Below are 15,690 nucleotides of genomic sequence, written 5' to 3' on the forward strand. Positions count from 1 at the left end.
ATCACCCCCGACCTCACACTCGGCCACAGCGCCGGAGAATTCGCCGCCGCCGCGGCCGCCGGAGCGCTCACCCACGTGGACACGGTCCGGCTGCTGGTCCACCGGGGTGCGACCCTCCGGCAGGCCGAGGCCCGCCTCCCGGGGGGCGGGATGCTCGCGGTGCAGACCGACGAGGAGACCTGCCGCCGGCTCACGAACGGGATAGACGACGTGTGGCTCGCCTGCTTCAACCAGCCCCGGCAGATCGTCGTCAGCGGCACACCGGAAGGTCTCACCGCCCTGCGCGAAGCCTGCGCCGCGGCCGGGGTCGTCACTGCGACGCTCGACGTGTCCAACGCCTTCCACTCCCCGCACCTGGCCGCCGTCGAGGACACCATCCGCTCGGGCCTCACCGCCCGCCCGATCGTCGGCCCGGTCCTGCCGTTCGTCTCGTCCGTGAACGGCGAGGTCTGCACCGACCCCGACCGGCTGCGCGAGCTGTGGGCCCGGCACGCGTCCGCCCCGGTCCTCTTCAGCGATGCCGTCCGCACCGCCTACGACCAGGGAGCCCGCGTCTTCCTCCAAGTGACGGGCGGAACCTCGCTCCTCACCTCGGTCCGCCGCAACCTCACCGGCCACGACGACGTCCACGTCGTCCCCGTCTCCGGGGAGGTGCCGGACGACGGGCGCACCTTCGTGCTGGCCCTCGCCCGGCTCGCGGTCCTGGGCGCCCCCGTCGACCCGCGCGCCCTGATCTCCGAGGAGGACCGCCGACTGCTGGACCTGCCGGTGGCCGGGCTCGCCACCCAGTCCTACTGGGTGCCGGCCAGGCGCGCCGCGAAGCAGGACCCGCCCGCCGCCTCCCTCCCGCCGCGGCCCGTGCGGTCCGGCGAGCCCGTAGAGCCCGTACAGCCCGTACAGCCCGTTGGGCCCGCACAGTCCGAGGAGACCTCGATGAACGCCCCGACGTACGACCCGGCGGACACCCCGATGGACGAACTGCTCCGGCTGGTCCAGCAGCAGGCGGTGCTGCTCGCCCGCCTCACGGGGACGCTCCCCGCGCCGGTGCCCGCCGCCCCGGCCGTACCCGCGGCCGCGGCACCCGCGGAGTCCGAGGCCCCCGCCGCCGCCCCCGCCGACCCGCCCGCCCCGCGCACGGTGGCGGAGGAGGTCGCCGGCGAGGTCACCGACGAGATCACCGGCGCCGTGCTCGCACAGGTGGCCCGGATCAGTGCCTTCCCGGTGGAGCAGCTGAGCAACGACCAGCTGCTGATCGACGACCTCGGCTTCGACTCGCTGATGCTGACCGACCTCTTCACCTCCCTCACGCGGCAGTGGCCGCAGTGGACCTTCGACGAGCGGGCCGCCGACCGGCCGACCGTCGCCCGGCTCGCCGCGCTGATCACGGGCGACCGTCCGGCGGCCACGGCGGCGACGGCCGTCCCCGGGCAGCGCGCCGGGGACGGTGACGGGACCCCGCCGGCGACGTCCGCCGAGCTGACTCCGGCCGTGGTGGCTCCCGACCCGCCCGCGGCGGACTCCCCGCGCCTGCGCGTGGTCCCGACGCCTCCGGTCCGGCCGACGGAGGACCCGGCCGCGCCGGCGGAGCACACGCGGATCGACCGCTTCCCGGAGGTCGCCGCCCACGGTGAGCGGATCGGCACGCTCGCCGGGCTGGGACTCGCCAATCCGTACTTCCTCGTCCACGAAGGCGGCATGACGGACACGACGGTCGTCGACGGCCGCGAACTCGTCTCCTTCTCCAGCTACAACTACCTGGGCATGGCGACCGACCCGAAGGTGAAGGCGGCCGCCAAGGAGGCCGTCGAGCGCTACGGCACCTCGGTGTCCGCCAGCCGGCTGCTGTCCGGCAGCCGCCCGCTCCACCTGGAACTCGAAACGGAACTCGCCGACGGGCTCGGATGCGAATCCGCGATCACCCTGGCCAACGGACACGCCACCAACGTCACCGTGATCGGGCACCTCATGGGCCCCGGGGACCTCGTCCTCCACGACTCCCTCGCCCACGACAGCATCCTGCAGGGCTGCAAGCTCTCCGGCGCGACCCGGCGGCCGTTCCCCCACAACGACGCGGCCGCCCTCGACACCCTGCTCGGCCAGGTCCGCGACCAGTACCGGCGGGTGCTCATCGTCATCGAGGGCGTCTACAGCATGGACGGCGACATCGCCGACCTGCCCGCACTCGTCGAGGTCAAGCGCCGCCACGGCGCGCTCCTGATGATCGACGAGGCCCACAGCATCGGCACGATCGGCTCGACGGGCATGGGCATCGGCGAGTACCACGGCATCGAGCGCCGGGCCGTCGATCTGTGGTCGGGCACGCTGTCCAAGGCACTGGCCAGCTGCGGCGGCTACGTCGCCGGGAGCCGCGCGGTCGTCGAGTACCTGCGCTACACCGTGCCGGGCTTCGTCTACAGCGCCGGCATGACCCCCGCCGACACCGCCGCCTCCCTGGCCGCCCTGCGCCTCCTGCGTGCCGAGCCGCAGCGCGTCACGCGTCTCGCGGACAACGCCTCGCTGTTCGTCCGCCTGGCGCGCGAGGCGGGGATCGACGTCGGGGACAGCCACGACACTCCGGTCGTCCCGTGCATCGTCGGGGACTCGCTGAAGACGCTGAAGCTCGCGGAGGCCCTCTTCCAGCAGGGCATCAGCGTCAACCCCATCCTCTACCCGGCCGTACCCGAGGAAATGGCCCGGCTGCGCTTCTTCATCACCTGTGACCACACGCCCGACCAGATCCGGCAGACCGTGACCGTCCTGGAGCGCGAACTGCGGCAACTGGACGCGGCCACCGGCGCCCCCGCCGCCGCCTGACCCCCCGCCGCCGGGCATGCCGGGGCGCCCCTCTCACCGGCCGAGCGGCAGGTGGTCCGGGCGCCGCCGGCCCGGCGGCAGGCCGAGTGGACGGGGGGCGGCCGCTCGCCGGGGAGACCGCCCCGCACGATCATGGGAACGTTTGTTCTATTCTCGGAGCCGAGCTACCGAGGGAGGCGCACCATGCGCTGGGACAACCTGACCGAGGGCACCACGGGCCCGGCCGCGCTCTTCGGAGCCGACTCCGTCGTCACGCGCACCGTCGACACCCCCGAATTCCGCGGGATCACCTTCCACGAGGTCCGGGCCCGGTCGATCGTCAACCGGGTCCCCGGCGCCTCCCGGATGCCGTTCGAGTGGACCGTGAACCCCTACCGGGGATGCAGCCACGCCTGCGTGTACTGCTTCGCCCGCAAGACGCACGGCTACCTCGACCTCGACACCGGCATCGGCTTCGACTCCCAGATCGTCGTCAAGACCAACGCCCCCGAGCTCCTGCGCCGCGAACTCGGCTCGCCCCGCTGGACCGGCGCGCACATCGCGATGGGCACCAACGTGGACTGCTACCAGCGCGCCGAGGGCCGGTACCGCCTGATGCCCGGGATCATCGAGGCGCTACGGGAGCGGGCCAACCCCTTCTCCATCCTCACCAAGGGCACGCTGATCCTGCGCGACCTCCCCCTCATCCAGGAGGCCGCGGCCGTCGCCGACGTCGGGATCTCCGTCTCCGTCGGCTTCACCGACACCGCCCTGTGGCGCACGGTCGAGCCCGGCACCCCCTCCCCTGCCGCCCGGCTGCAGGCCGTCCGCACCCTCACCGACGCCGGCATCGAGTGCGGAGTGCTGATGGCCCCGGTGATCCCCTTCCTCGGGGACTCCCCGGAGCAGTTGCGGGCCACCGTCCGGGCCGTCGCCGAGTCGGGCGCGACCTCGGTGACACCCCTGGTACTCCATCTGCGCCCGGGGGCCCGCGAGTGGTTCACGGCCTGGCTGGGAGAGCACCACCCCCACCTGGTCGGGCGGTACGAGCGGATGTACGCGGGCGGCTCGTACGCGCCCACCTGGTACCAGCGGACGATCACCCGCCAAGTCCACGAGCTCGCCGCCGAATTCGGCATCGGCCCCGGCGGTCGCGGACCGTCCCGGCGGCTCGTCCCGCCGGAGCGGCCGGCCGGTCCCGCGCCCGCCCCCGGCGCGACCCAGCTCAGCCTGCTCTGAGCACCCGTACGACCGTACGACCGACTGAAGGGTCATCACATCGGGCCAATCGGGGCCCCAATCCCCCCTTCCGAGCACAGGTTCCGGGACGATTCCGGCCAGAACACTCGGCTGGGAGGCCCCATGCTGCACCCGATGCTGCGCCCGATGAAAAGCAAGCCCGGTCCCGCCCTGAGGCGCGCCACCGTCCTGCTGGCGGTGTCCACCCTCGCCGCCACCCTGGCGAGCCCGGTCACGGCCGCGGCCCCGGCAGCGGCCGCCCCGGCCGCCGAAGCCCCGAAGTGGTCCGCCTGTGCGACCTCCCGCTATCCGACGCTCCAGTGCGCCTCCCTCAAGGTCCCCCTCGACCACGAGAACCCGGCCGGCCGGCAGATTTCCCTCGCCCTGACCCGGGTCCCCCACACGGCCGCCCGCTCCCAGGGCCCGCTGCTCGTCAACCCCGGCGGGCCCGGCGGCAGTGGCCGCACCCTGGCCGGGTTCATCGCCTCCGCGCTGCCCAAGGAGGTCGCGGCGCAGTACGACGTGATCGGCTTCGACCCCCGGGGCGTGGGCAAGAGCGAGCCCGCCCTGGACTGCGGCGCGGGCCACTTCGCCCCCGTACGCCCCGACTCCGTGCCGCTGGACGAGGAGACCGAGCGGGCCAACCTGGAGCGGGTGAAGTCCTTCGCCGAGTCCTGCCAGACCAAGCACGCGGACGTCCTCCCGTACATCGGCACCGTGTCGGCGGCCCGTGACCTGGAAGTGCTGCGCACCGCCCTGCGCGCCGACAAGCTGAGCTACTTCGGCTACTCCTACGGCACCTACCTCGGCGCGGTGTACGCCAAGCTCCACCCGAACCGGGTGCACCGCCTGGTCCTCGACTCCGTCGTCGACCCGGCCGGGGTCTGGTACCAGGACAACCTCGCCCAGGACCGGGCCTTCGACTCCCGCCACAAGGCCTTCCTCGCCTGGGTGGCCCGGTACGACTCCACGTACCGCCTCGGCACCGACCCGGCCGCGGTCGAGGCCCGCTGGTACGCGATGCGGACCGCGCTGCGCACGGCCCCCGCGGGCGCCAAGGTGGGGCCGGCGGAGCTGGAGGACACCTTCATGCCGGGCGGCTACTTCAACGGCTACTGGCCCCACCTCGCCGCGGCCTTCTCCGCGTACGCGGTGGAGGGCGACGCGAAGCCGCTGGTCTCGGCGTACGAGCGGTTCGGCGCGGTGGAGCCCTCGGCGGGCAACAGCTACAGCGTGTACACGGCCGTGCAGTGCCGGGACTCGGCGTGGCCCAGGAACTGGAACCAGTGGCGGGCCGACATGTGGCGCACCCACGCCAAGGCGCCCTTCATGACCTGGAACAACGCCTGGTACAACGCCCCGTGCGCCTTCTGGCCGACCGAGCCGCTCCAGGCCCCGGACGTCACCAACACGGCGCTGCCGCAGGCGCTCCTCTTCCAGGCGACCGAGGACGCCGCGACCCCGTACGAGGGCGCGGTGAGCATGCGGAGCAAGCTCGCGGGCTCGGCACTGGTGGTGGAGGAGGGCGGCGGCAACCACGGCATCGCCCTCAGCGGCAACAAGTGCCTGGACGAGAAGCTGTCCGCGTACCTGCTGACGGGCAAGGCCGCGGACGCCGTCTGCCCCGCCCAGCCGGCCCCCACCCCGGTCCCGGCGACCCGCGCGGTCCCGCCGTCGGCGGGCGGCGCGGCCCTGCACGGCCTGCTGGGCTTCCGGGGCTAGGCCGGCTCTTTCGGATCTTGCCTGGCCCGATCCGAAAGAGCCGGCCTAGGGCGGCCGAGCCACAGCAGGCAAGATCATGCCCATGACCACCTCACGAGACAACCACCTCACCCGCATCGCCGCGCCCGAGGGCGTCGCGCCGGGCACCGGCTACCACCACGTCGTCTGGGGCACCGGGCGGTTCGTCGCCGTGTCCGGGCAGTGCGCCTTCGACGAGAAGGGCGAGCTGGTCGGCGAGGGCGACGCCGAGGCCCAGGCCCGGCAGGTGTTCGAGAACCTGCGCCTGTGCCTGGCGGCGGCCGGGGCGACCTTCGACGACGTGGTGAAGCTGACGTACTTCGTCACGGACGTCGCCCACCTCCCGGCGGTACGCGCGGCCCGCGACGAGGTGATCGTCCCGGACCGCCTCCCGGCCTCCTCGGCGGTCCAGGTGGCGGCGCTGTTCCGGCCCGAACTGCTCATGGAGATCGAGGCCTTCGCGGTCCTCCCGGAGCGGACCGGCACCGGGTCGGGGTCCGGGGCGGGGTCCGAGGCCGAGCACGAGACCGGCTTCCGGACCGGTTCCGGAGCCGGCTTCGGCACCGGGTTCAAGACCGGTTTCGCTAGCTGAGGTCCAGCGCCCGCAGGGCTGCGGTCGCCGCCACCGCCAGCCGGGGGTGCGACTGGGCCCGGGTCAGGACCTCCCGGGCGCGCTGGTCCGCCAGCGCGCCCAGCCCCTCCACGCAGGCCAGGGCCACCCGCCAGTACGGGTCGTGCGGCGCGAGCAGCCGCGACAGGGTCCGGATCAGCGCCGGGGCGGACTCCGGGGCGCGCAGCGCCGCCAGCAGCCGGACCGGGTGCAGGGCGTAGGCCGTCCGCAGTTCGTTCGTGGCCAGCGCCGCCGCCGCGCGGGCGGTGCGCGGGTCGCCGAGGACGGCCAGCGCTTGCGCGGCCGCCTCGCAGCGCGGCGGGTCCCGGTGGTTGAGCAGCAGGACCAGGGACTCGAAGGCCCGGCGGTCGCCGGCCAGCCCCAGCCGGTACGCGGCCAGTTCGCGGGCCCACAGGGGCAGCCCGGCGGAGGTCAGGGAGTCCGCCAGGCCGTCCGGGTCCGCCGCGAGCAGCGCCGCGTACCGCGCCCGGTCCTCCGGGGCCCGCCCGGCTTCGGCCCGCAGACGTTCCAATACCTCGTTCACGCGGCCACCCTAGAGCAGCCGGTTGATCGATGATCGATGATCGGTACATTTGGGCGGTACAGGTCACATCTGCGCGCTCTGGCGGACCAGTTGGGCACGGGCTACTGTCCTACCAACACGTACGAGGGCGGCCTGGTGACGCAGCCACCTCGTGCCAGTCGGTTCTGCACGAATTCTGCACGACCTCACGGCGTGACCCCGGGACAGGGCTCCGCCGCTTCGGCCCCACGGGCTTCTCCTGCCGGGTTCCCCGGTTCCTCCGGGTTACCCCGGTCCTGCCGCGAACCCTGGTTCGCTCCGGGAGCCCCGGGCTTCTCCGCACGTCGGCCGCACCCCTGCCGCACGTCCGCCGCACGGTTTTCCGCCCGCTCCCGGCGTACGGCCGCCGCGCGGTCTTCCGTACGGCCCCGCGCGCCGCGCGCCGCGCGCCCCCCTCAGCCGTCACCCTCTTCCACTGGAGTCCCGCGATGGACCTTCCGTCCACGTCCGGTCAGCCCTCCCCCTCCTCCCAGCCCGCCCGCCCCGCACTGCAGACCATCGCCGTCGTCGGTCTCGGCACGATGGGCTCCGGCATCGCCGAAGTCCTTGCCCGGGCCGGCCGCGAGGTCATCGGCATCGACGTCAGCGAGGCCGCCGCCCGCCGGGCCACCGCGGCCCTCGCGGCGGCCACCGCACGCTCCGTGGTCCGGGAGCAGCTCACCGAGCAGGAGCGCGAAGGGGTGCTCGCCCGCTTCCGCACCTTCTCCGAGCTGGGCGCCGCCGCCGACGCCGACCTCGTCATCGAGGTGGTCCCCGAGTCCTACGAGCTCAAGCAGCGGATCTTCCGCGAGCTCGACGCGATCGTCCGGCCCACGGCGATCCTGGCCACCGGCACCAACGCCCTGTCGGTGACGCGGATGGCCGCCGAGTCCCAGCGCCCGGAGCGCGTGGTCGGCCTGCACTTCTTCAACCCGGTCACGGCGATGAAGCTGGTCGAGGTCGTCTCCAGCGTGCTGACGGCCCCGCCGGCCGTCGAGGCCGTCACCGCCCTGGCCCGCGAGCTCGGCAAGGAGCCCGTCGCGGTCGGAGACCGGCCGGGCTTCGTCGCCGACGGCCTGCTGTTCGGCTACCTCAATCAGGCCGCCGCCATGTACGAGGCGAAGTACGCCTCCCGCGAGGACATCGACGCGGCGATGAAGCTGGGCTGCGGCCTGCCGATGGGCCCGCTGGCGCTGCTCGACCTGATCGGCGTGGACACCGCCCGCACCGTCCTGGAGGCCATGTACACGGCCTCGGGCGACCGGCTGCACGCCCCGGCCCCGATCCTCGGCCACCTCGCCGAGGCGGGCCTGACCGGGCAGAAGTCCGGGCGCGGGTTCTACACGTACGAGGCCCCGGGCAGCCAGGTCGCCGTCCGCGACCTGCAGACCCCGCCGGACGGGGAACTGGTCCGGGCGAGCCGTCCGGTGAACTCGGTCGGCGTGGCCGGTTCGGGCACCATGGCGAGCGGGATCGCGCAGGTCTTCGCGCAGGCCGGCTTCGCCGTGGTGCTGGCGGCGCGCAGCCAGGAGAAGGCGGACGCGGCCAAGGCCGCGATCGGCAAGTCGCTGGCCCGCGCGGTCGACCGGGGCCGGCTGACGGCGGAGGCCGCCGCCGCCACCGTCGACCGGATCACGGCGGCGGGCTCGCTGGACGCCTTCGCCGACGTGGACCTGGCCGTGGAGGCCGTCGCGGAGAACCTGGACGTGAAGCAGGAGCTGTTCCGCGCGCTGGACAAGGCCTGCAAGCCCGGTGCGGTGCTCGCCACCACGACCTCCTCGCTCCCCGTGATCGCGATCGCCCGCGCGACCTCGCGGCCCGAGGACGTGATCGGCATGCACTTCTTCAACCCGGCCCCGGCGATGAAGCTGGTCGAGGTGGTCCGGACCGTCCTGACCGCCGACGACGTGCACGCCACGGTCCGCGGGATCTGCCGGCAGGTGCGCAAGCACCCGGTGGACTGCGGGGACCGGGCCGGCTTCATCGTGAACGCGCTGCTGTTCCCGTACCTCAACAACGCGATCAAGATGGTCGAGCAGCACTACGCCGGCATCGACGACATCGACGCGGCGATGAAGCTGGGCGGCGGCTACCCGATGGGGCCGTTCGAGCTCCTCGACGTGGTCGGCCTGGACGTGTCGCTGGCCATCGAGCAGGTCCTGCACAAGGAGTTCCGCGACCCGGGCCTGGCCCCGTCCCCGCTGCTGGAGCACCTGGTCGCGGCGGGCTGCCTGGGCCGGAAGACCGGCCGCGGATTCCGTGAGTACGCCCCCCGCCGGTAATCCGCGGCAGGCGCAGGAGCCCCAGGAGCCCCACAGACAGGATGCGTGGGGAGGGCTGCTCGGGTCCGCCGGACCCTCACGGCGGACGAACCCTCCCGAGGAGCACTGTGTGCCCAGTGCCGGCCCTCCCCCGCATCCATTCCCGCCCCACCCCCCTCGGGAGCGCTCTCCCGCACGAATGAAGTACTTTCGCTCTATGTCCCAGCCCGCCAAGACCTCGCCCCGCGCCGCCGGGGCCTCCGACGCCCCGGAGACCCCGGCCGGTACCAAGGCGGCCGCCCAGCGGCTCAAGATGCGCCGTGAGCTCGCGGCGGCCGCCATGGAGCTCTTCGCGAACAAGGGGTACGAGGCCACGACGGTCGACGAGATCGCCTCGGTGGCCGGGGTGGCCCGCCGGACCTTCTTCCGGCACTTCCGGTCCAAGGAAGAGGCGATCTTCCCGGACCACGACGACACCCTGACCCGCGCCGAGGCCGTACTCGACGTGGCCCCGGCGCACGAGCACCCGCTCGACACGGTGTGCCGGGGGATCAAGGAAGTCATGAAGATGTACGCCGCCTCGCCGGCGGTGTCGGTGGAGCGCTACCGGCTCACCCGCGAGGTTCCGGCGCTGCGGGAGCGGGAGATCGCCTCGGTCGCCCGGTACGAGCGGCTCTTCACCCGCTACCTGCTGGCCCATTTCGACGAGACCGACCACCACGACGGCAACGACGACCCGCTGCTGGCGGAGGTCGCCGCCTCGGCCGTGGTCACGGCCCACAACCACGTGCTGCGGCGCTGGCTGCGGGCGGGCGGTCAGGGCGACGTGGAGGCGCAGCTCGACCACGCCTTCTCGATCGTGCGCAAGACCTTCGGTTCCGGGATCGGCGCGGGGCGCACGCTGAGCACGGCGCCGGCGCCGGCCCCCGAGCCGGCCCTGGTGCGCACGCAGGGCGAGGTACTGGTGGCGGTGGCCCGTACGGACGCTCCGCTGGACGAGGTCATGCGGACCATCGAAGAGGCGCTCAGAAACAAGTAGGCGACAACAGAGGCGACACACGTCACAGCGGCCGCTCCCGTTCCGGGGGCGGCCGCTTTCGTTTGTCCGAGTTGCCCCTACTCGCGGGTAACTCTGATCGATCATCGCTCATCGGTGCAGGTCAATCGGCAAATGAGAGAAAGTTTTGGCACGCGGTGCCTTGCTGAGTGACACGGGGTGCCATACGTTGAATCTCGTCCGGATGTCCCCGCGGTCCAGCCCACTCGGCACGGAACGCGCCCCGGATGCCTGCGTCACCAGGCCCCCGCACCGCCCCACCACAGGCAACGCGCAGCTCCACCCCAGCCGAATCGACGGCGCCCGAAGCAGCACCGCTCACCACACCGCTTCGCCATTCCACGCAACCCGTTTCCCTCAGCGCACCCTCATCAGCGCAACGGCCGGAGGCAACACCGTGAAGGACATCCTGGACGCGATCCAGTCGCAGGCCGCGACGGCCGCCGACATCGCTGCCCTGCCGCTCCCCGACTCGTACCGCGCGATCACCGTGCACAAGGACGAGACGGAGATGTTCGCCGGGCTCACCACCCGCGAGAAGGACCCTCGCAAGTCCCTGCACCTCGACGAGGTCCCGCTCCCCGAGCTGGGCCCGGGCGAGGCCCTGGTCGCCGTCATGGCGTCCTCGGTCAACTACAACTCCGTGTGGACCTCGATCTTCGAGCCGGTGTCCACCTTCAGCTTCCTGGAGCGCTACGGGCGCCTCTCGGAGCTCACCAAGCGCCACGACCTGCCCTACCACATCATCGGCTCCGACCTGGCGGGCGTCGTCCTGCGCACCGGCCCCGGCGTGAACGCCTGGAAGCCGGGCGACGAGGTCGTCGCGCACTGCCTGTCGGTCGAGCTGGAGTCCTCCGACGGCCACAACGACACGATGCTCGACCCCGAGCAGCGCATCTGGGGCTTCGAGACCAACTTCGGCGGCCTGGCAGAGATCGCACTCGTCAAGTCGAACCAGCTGATGCCCAAGCCCGACCACCTCAGCTGGGAGGAGGCCGCCTCCCCCGGCCTGGTCAACTCCACCGCCTACCGCCAGCTGGTCTCCCGCAACGGCGCCGGCATGAAGCAGGGCGACAACGTCCTGATCTGGGGCGCCAGCGGCGGGCTCGGCTCGTACGCCACCCAGTTCGCGCTGGCCGGCGGCGCCAACCCGATCTGCGTGGTCTCCTCCCCGGAGAAGGCGGACATCTGCCGGGCCATGGGCGCGACGGCGGTCATCGACCGCAACGCCGAGGGCTACAAGTTCTGGAAGGACGAGCACACCCAGGACCCGAAGGAGTGGAAGCGCCTCGGCAAGCGCATCCGCGAGCTCACCGGCGGCGAGGACGTGGACATCGTCTTCGAGCACCCGGGCCGCGAGACCTTCGGCGCCTCCGTGTACGTCACCCGCAAGGGCGGCACGATCGTCACCTGCGCCTCGACCTCGGGCTACAACCACGAGTACGACAACCGGTACCTGTGGATGTCCCTGAAGAAGATCGTCGGCTCCCACTTCGCGAACTACCGCGAGGCCTGGGAAGCCAACCGGCTGGTCGCCAAGGGCAAGATCCACCCCACCCTGTCGCGGGTCTACTCCCTCGAGGAGACCGGCCAGGCCGCCTACGACGTCCACCGCAACCTCCACCAGGGCAAGGTCGGCGTGCTGTGCCTGTCCCCCGAGGAGGGCCTCGGCGTCCGGGACCACGAGATGCGCGCGACGCACCTCGACGCGATCAACCGCTTCCGCAACATCTGAGACGCCTCAAAGGCCAAAGGGACAGCCTGAGATGACAGAGCGCCAGAAGGACCGTCCGTGGCTCATGCGGACGTACGCCGGCCACTCGACGGCCGAGGCGTCCAACGAGCTGTACCGCCGCAACCTCGCCAAGGGCCAGACCGGCCTGTCGGTCGCGTTCGACCTGCCGACGCAGACCGGCTACGACCCCGACCACATCCTCGCCCGCGGCGAGGTCGGCCGGGTCGGGGTCCCGGTCTCCCACCTGGGCGACATGCGACGGCTGTTCCAGGACATCCCCCTCGAACAGATGAACACCTCGATGACGATCAACGCCACCGCCATGTGGCTGCTGGCGCTCTACCAGGTGGCCGCCGAGGAGCAGGGCGCGGACATCGCCCAGCTCCAGGGCACCACCCAGAACGACATCGTCAAGGAGTACCTCTCGCGCGGGACGCACGTCTTCCCGCCCGGGCCCTCGCTCCGCCTGACGACGGACATGATCGCGTACACGGTCAACCACATCCCGAAGTGGAACCCGATCAACATCTGCAGCTACCACCTGCAGGAGGCCGGGGCGACCCCCGTCCAGGAGATCTCGTACGCGATGTCCACGGCCATCGCGGTCCTGGACTCGGTGCGCGACTCGGGCCAGGTCCCGCCGGAGCGGTTCGGCGAGGTCGTCGCCCGGATCTCCTTCTTCGTGAACGCGGGCGTCCGCTTCATCGAGGAGATGTGCAAGATGCGCGCCTTCGGCCGCATCTGGGACAAGATCACGCGCGAGCGCTACGGCATCGAGAACGAGAAGCAGCGCCGCTTCCGCTACGGGGTCCAGGTCAACTCCCTGGGCCTGACGGAGGCGCAGCCGGAGAACAACGTCCAGCGGATCGTGCTGGAGATGCTCGCGGTCACCCTCTCCAAGGACGCCCGCGCCCGCGCCGTGCAGCTGCCCGCCTGGAACGAGGCGCTGGGCCTGCCCCGGCCCTGGGACCAGCAGTGGTCGCTGCGCATCCAGCAGGTCCTGGCGCACGAGAGCGACCTGCTGGAGTACGAGGACATCTTCGCCGGCTCGCACGTGATCGAGGCCAAGGTCGAGTCCCTGGTGGCCGAGTGCCTGGCCGAGATCGACCGGATCCAGGAGATGGGCGGCGCGATGGCGGCCGTCGAGTCCGGCTACCTCAAGGGGGAGCTGGTCTCCTCGCACGCCGCGCGGCGGGCCCGGATCGAGGACGGCCAGGACAAGATCGTCGGCGTCAACTGCTTCCAGCAGACCGAGGAGAACCCGCTCACCGCCGACCTGGACGGCGCCATCATGACGGTGGACGGGGCCCTGGAGGCGCAGACCGTCGAGCGCATCGGGCGCTGGAAGGCCGAGCGCCAGGAGTCCTCGGACCGGCAGGGCGGCGGCGACCCGTTCGTCTTCCCCACGGTCATGCAGGCCCTGGACCGGCTGAAGGAAGCCGCCGCCGGGGACGAGAACCTGATGGAGGCCACCCTGGAGTGCGCCCGCGCCGGTGTCACCACCGGCGAGTGGTCGAGCGCGCTGCGCGAGGTCTTCGGCGAGTTCCGGGCCCCGACCGGGGTCTCCTCGGCCCCGGTGGCCGTGACCGCCGAGGAGGGGACCCCCATGGCCCTCGTCCGCGCGAAGGTCTCCCGTACGGCCGACGAGCTGGGCTCCGGCAGGCTGCGCCTGCTGGTCGGCAAGCCCGGCCTGGACGGGCACTCCAACGGCGCCGAGCAGATCGCCGTACGGGCCCGCGACGCCGGCTTCGAGGTGGTCTACCAGGGCATTCGGCTGACCCCCGAGGAGATTTCCTCGGCGGCACTGGCCGAGGACGTGCACTGCGTGGGACTGTCCATCCTGTCCGGCTCGCACAGCGCGCTCGTCCCGGACGTGCTGGAACGCCTGCGCGCGGCGGGGGCGGGTGACATCCCCGTCGTCCTCGGCGGCATCATTCCGAATGCCGACGCCGTGGCGCTCAAGGAGGCCGGGGTGGCGGCGGTCTTCACGCCGAAGGACTTCGGCATCACGGAGATCATCGGCCGTATCGTCGACGAGATCCGCAAGGCCAACAAGCTCCACCCGATCGGCGACGCCGACGAGATCACCGACACTGACACCCTTGCAAGCACGGAGGTCCCCGCATGACCACGCCCTCTTCCCCGGTCAACCGGCTGCGGCCGCGCCGCTCCTGCCTCGCGGTGCCGGGTTCCAACCCCCGGTTCCTGGAGAAGGCCCAGGGCCTCCCGGCCGACCAGGTCTTCCTGGACCTGGAGGACGCCTGCGCCCCGCTCGCCAAGGAGGGCGCCCGCCACACGATCGTGGACGCGCTGAACCAGGGCGACTGGACCGGCAAGACCCGCGTGGTGCGCGTCAACGACTGGACCACCCACTGGACGTACCGCGACGTGATCACGGTCGTCGAGGGCGCCGGCCAGAACCTCGACTGCATCATGCTGCCGAAGGTCCAGGACGCCCAGCAGGTCGTGGCGCTCGACCTCCTCCTGACGCAGATCGAGAAGACGATGGGCTTCGAGGTCGGCAAGATCGGCATCGAGGCCCAGATCGAGAACGCCAAGGGCCTGGTGAACGTCGACGAGATCGCCGCCGCCTCGCCGCGGCTGGAGACCATCATCTTCGGCCCGGCCGACTTCATGGCCTCCATCAACATGAAGTCCCTGGTCGTGGGCATGCAGCCGCCCGGCTACGGCGCGGACGCCTACCACTACATCCTGATGCGGATCCTGATGGCGGCCCGCATGCACGACCTCCAGGCGATCGACGGCCCCTTCCTCCAGATCAAGAACGTCGACGGCTACCGCGAGGTCGCCGGGCGCGCGGCGGCCCTGGGCTTCGACGGCAAGTGGGTGCTGCACCCCGGCCAGGTCGACGCGGCCAACGAGGTCTTCTCCCCCTCGCAGGAGGACTACGACCACGCCGAGCTGATCCTCGACGCGTACGACTGGTGCACCTCCGAGGCCGGCGGCAAGAAGGGCTCGGCCATGCTCGGCGACGAGATGATCGACGAGGCCAGCCGCAAGATGGCCCTGGTCATCTCCGGCAAGGGCCGCGCCGCGGGCATGCGCAGGACGTCGAAGTTCGAGGCCCCGAGCGCCTGAGGCGACCGCGCGTCGTCGGACGCGCCCAACCCCCGTCCCGGGCCCCCAGGGCCCGGGCGAGCACCCCGGAGGGGTCACCATGCAGTTTGGCCGCACCTATGAAGAGTTCACCCCCGGCGACGTCTACAAGCACTGGCCCGGAAAGACGGTCACCGAGTACGACGACCACCTCTTCTGTCTGCTGACCATGAACCACCACCCGCTCCACATGGACAGCAACTACGCGGAGAACACGACCGACTTCGGCAAGAACGTGGTCGTGGGCAACTACATCTACTCCCTGCTCCTGGGCATGTCGGTGCCGGACGTCTCCGGCAAGGCCATCGCCAACCTGGAGATCGAGTCGCTGCGGCACGTGGCGCCGACCTTCCACGGGGACACGATCTACGGCGAGACCACGGTCCTGGACAAGACCCCGTCGAAGTCGAAGAACGACCGCGGCATCGTCTACGTGGAGACCAAGGGCTACAAGCAGGACGGCACCCTCGTCTGCGTCTTCCGGCGCAAGGTGATGGTCCCGACCGAGACGTACATCAAGGAGCGCGGCGGCGAGCAGCCCGGCCGCCCCACGCTGAAGGAACAGGGGAAGTAGAA

General features: G+C 71.9%; 10 protein-coding genes and 1 pseudogene. 10 read left to right on the forward strand and 1 reads right to left on the reverse strand.

The features are described 5' to 3' along the window. From AC6CKD_RS26440 to AC6CKD_RS26455, 4 genes and pseudogenes are all read left to right on the forward strand, one after another. Positions 1-2,814 (forward strand): aminotransferase class I/II-fold pyridoxal phosphate-dependent enzyme (locus AC6CKD_RS26440; protein ID WP_498330508.1); only part of this gene is annotated, 2,814 nt, incomplete at its 5' end. 183 nt (positions 2,815-2,997) lie between these two features. Beyond that, the gene (locus tag AC6CKD_RS26445) at positions 2,998-4,032 is read left to right on the forward strand and encodes an Rv2578c family radical SAM protein (protein WP_498330510.1); all 1,035 of its coding nucleotides are present in this window, start codon (positions 2,998-3,000) and stop codon (positions 4,030-4,032) included. 147 nt (positions 4,033-4,179) lie between these two features. Then, a complete protein-coding gene (locus AC6CKD_RS26450) occupies positions 4,180-5,754 on the forward strand; it encodes an alpha/beta hydrolase (protein WP_498330512.1) in 1,575 nt (524 codons plus the stop codon). A gap of 82 nt (positions 5,755-5,836) precedes the next feature. Beyond that, positions 5,837-6,244, forward strand: a pseudogene (locus tag AC6CKD_RS26455) (RidA family protein); the annotation flags it as partial. 112 nt (positions 6,245-6,356) lie between these two features. Here AC6CKD_RS26455 and AC6CKD_RS26460 read toward each other — a convergent pair. Next, positions 6,357-6,926 (reverse strand): HEAT repeat domain-containing protein, encoded by a 570-nt coding sequence (locus AC6CKD_RS26460; protein WP_498330514.1) that lies wholly within the window; start codon positions 6,924-6,926, stop codon positions 6,357-6,359. A gap of 467 nt (positions 6,927-7,393) precedes the next feature. Here AC6CKD_RS26460 and AC6CKD_RS26465 point away from each other — a divergent pair, with 467 nt between their 5' ends. The 6 genes from AC6CKD_RS26465 to AC6CKD_RS26490 all read left to right on the forward strand — a co-directional run bounded on the left by AC6CKD_RS26465 (position 7,394) and on the right by AC6CKD_RS26490 (position 15,688). Then, complete coding sequence (locus tag AC6CKD_RS26465; RefSeq protein WP_498330515.1) at positions 7,394-9,226, forward strand: 3-hydroxyacyl-CoA dehydrogenase family protein; 1,833 nt, start codon at positions 7,394-7,396, stop codon at positions 9,224-9,226. A gap of 196 nt (positions 9,227-9,422) precedes the next feature. Continuing rightward, positions 9,423-10,244: a TetR family transcriptional regulator gene (locus AC6CKD_RS26470; protein WP_498330517.1), complete on the forward strand. Its 822-nt coding sequence runs from the start codon at positions 9,423-9,425 to the stop codon at positions 10,242-10,244. A 415-nt stretch (positions 10,245-10,659) separates the two neighbouring features. Then, complete coding sequence (ccrA, locus tag AC6CKD_RS26475) at positions 10,660-11,997, forward strand: crotonyl-CoA carboxylase/reductase (RefSeq protein WP_498330519.1); 1,338 nt, start codon at positions 10,660-10,662, stop codon at positions 11,995-11,997. 64 nt (positions 11,998-12,061) lie between these two features. Next, a complete protein-coding gene (locus tag AC6CKD_RS26480; protein WP_498330778.1) occupies positions 12,062-14,125 on the forward strand; it encodes a protein meaA in 2,064 nt (687 codons plus the stop codon). After that, positions 14,122-15,096 carry an HpcH/HpaI aldolase/citrate lyase family protein gene (locus AC6CKD_RS26485; protein WP_498330521.1) on the forward strand — a complete coding sequence of 325 codons (975 nt, stop codon included), beginning with the start codon at positions 14,122-14,124 and terminating at the stop codon, positions 15,094-15,096. The genes AC6CKD_RS26480 and AC6CKD_RS26485 overlap by 4 nt, the downstream gene beginning before the upstream one ends. Before the next feature lie 79 nt (positions 15,097-15,175). Next, positions 15,176-15,688 (forward strand): MaoC family dehydratase, encoded by a 513-nt coding sequence (locus tag AC6CKD_RS26490; RefSeq protein WP_266885014.1) that lies wholly within the window; start codon positions 15,176-15,178, stop codon positions 15,686-15,688. Positions 15,689-15,690: the final 2 nt, after the last annotated feature.

It is taken from the genome of Streptomyces sp. GQ60 (genome assembly GCF_059758875.1).

Excerpts from the sequence above, each read along its gene's own strand:
- AC6CKD_RS26480 (WP_498330778.1), top strand. The coding sequence starts at position 12,062 with ATGCGGACGTACGCCGGCCACTCGACGGCCGAGGCGTCCAACGAGCTG.
- AC6CKD_RS26450 (WP_498330512.1), top strand. The coding sequence starts at position 4,180 with ATGAAAAGCAAGCCCGGTCCCGCCCTGAGGCGCGCCACCGTCCTGCTG.
- AC6CKD_RS26485 (WP_498330521.1), top strand. The coding sequence starts at position 14,122 with ATGACCACGCCCTCTTCCCCGGTCAACCGGCTGCGGCCGCGCCGCTCC.
- AC6CKD_RS26490 (WP_266885014.1), top strand. The coding sequence starts at position 15,176 with ATGCAGTTTGGCCGCACCTATGAAGAGTTCACCCCCGGCGACGTCTAC.
- AC6CKD_RS26470 (WP_498330517.1), top strand. The coding sequence starts at position 9,423 with ATGTCCCAGCCCGCCAAGACCTCGCCCCGCGCCGCCGGGGCCTCCGAC.
- AC6CKD_RS26445 (WP_498330510.1), top strand. The coding sequence starts at position 2,998 with ATGCGCTGGGACAACCTGACCGAGGGCACCACGGGCCCGGCCGCGCTC.
- AC6CKD_RS26465 (WP_498330515.1), top strand. The coding sequence starts at position 7,394 with ATGGACCTTCCGTCCACGTCCGGTCAGCCCTCCCCCTCCTCCCAGCCC.